Source organism: Kitasatospora sp. NPDC024654 (assembly GCF_055559155.1).
Genome location: NZ_JBVHLF010000270.1, coordinates 1 through 1,317, shown reverse-complemented (window position 1 = coordinate 1,317; position 1,317 = coordinate 1). Strand labels below are relative to the sequence as shown.

General features: G+C 68.0%; 2 protein-coding genes. Both read right to left on the bottom strand.

Annotated features, from left to right (window positions below):
* Positions 1-33 precede the first annotated feature (33 nt).
* On the bottom strand, positions 34-936 hold the full coding sequence (locus tag ACZ38L_RS39560; RefSeq protein WP_465703015.1) for an IS3 family transposase: 903 nt from the start codon (positions 934-936) through the stop codon (positions 34-36).
* A 5-nt stretch (positions 937-941) separates the two neighbouring features.
* Positions 942-1,247 carry a transposase gene (locus ACZ38L_RS39555; protein ID WP_465703013.1) on the bottom strand — a complete coding sequence of 102 codons (306 nt, stop codon included), beginning with the start codon at positions 1,245-1,247 and terminating at the stop codon, positions 942-944.
* Between the last annotated feature and the right edge of the window lie 70 nt (positions 1,248-1,317).

The window sequence follows — 1,317 nt, the reverse complement described above, 5'->3', positions numbered from 1 at the left end:
TGAAGTTTCCCCCTGATCTTGGACAGCAGGTTTCTACGCTGCGGGGGTGAAGTCGTGCTGCAGTCTGGCTCGGGTTTCGAGTGGGGTGAGGTACCCGAACTCGGGGTGCTTGCGGAGCCGGGTGCGGTTGTACTCGACTTCGATGAAGCGGAAGATGTCGGCCCGGGCTTGTGCCCTGGTGGCCCACACTGTCGTGCCGATCTCGGCCTTGAACAGGGCAAACCAGCTTTCCGCCGCGGCGTTATCGTAACAGGATCCGACACGGCCCATCGACTGCCGCATTCCCAACTCGCTTATCACGGAACGGAAGTCGGCTGAGGTGTACTCGCTGCCGCGGTCGGTGTGCATGATGCAGCCCGCCTCCAGCTGTCCACGCCCGGCGGCCAGCCGCAGCGCGGCGACGGGCAGCTCGGCCCGATGGTGGTCGGCCAAGGCCCAGCCGACCACCTCCCGGGTGGCCAGGTCGATACAGGTCGCCAGATACAACTTCCCTTCCTCGGTGACCAGTTCGGTCATGTCGCCGACCAGTCGCATCCCGGGCCTGGGGGCGCTGAAGTCCCGGGCGATCAGGTCGGGCGCGAACACGGCCCGCTTCGCCTGCCGGGTCAGCCCCCGCCTGCGGCGCCGGGTGACCCCGGCGATGCCGTGCTCGCGCATCAGACGTTCGACCCGCTTGCGGTTCACCACGCGCCCGGCCCGCGCCAAGGCGGCATGAATCCGGGGAACGCCGTAGGCACCGCGCGAGCCGGCGTGCAGCACCCGGATCTCCGCCGCGAGCCTGTCCTCGGCCCGCTGCCGCACCCGCCGCGCCGGGGCGGCCGCCACGTGAGCGTAGTAGGTGGAACGGGCGAGCCCCAGCACGCGGCACAGTAGGGACACGCTGTAGCCACCGGGGTTGGTCTCGGTGGCCCTCTCCGCGTCGACGAAGGCGCACAGGGCGCCTACTTCAGCGTCTCCTGCGCGAAGAAGGCCGCGGCTTTTTTCAGGATCTCGATGGTTTGCTGCTGTTCCCTGTTCTGCCGTCGCAGCCGGGCAAGCTCCTCGCGTTCCGCGCTCGTCAGCGCGCCCGCCGGGCCCTCACCCCGGTCGATCTTGGCTTGGTTGACCCAGCTCCGCAGCCCCTCGGCGCTGACGCCGAGATCCCGGGCCACCTCCGTCACGGTCTTGTCCGAGGCCAGCGCGAGCTCGACCGCGTCCCGCTTGAACTCGGCCGTGTACCGCTTGCTCCTGTTGCTCTGCTTACTCACTACCTCGAACTGCTTCCTCTGGGATCAACCGTCCCAGTATCAAGCTGTCCAGGTCAGAGGGGAAACCTCA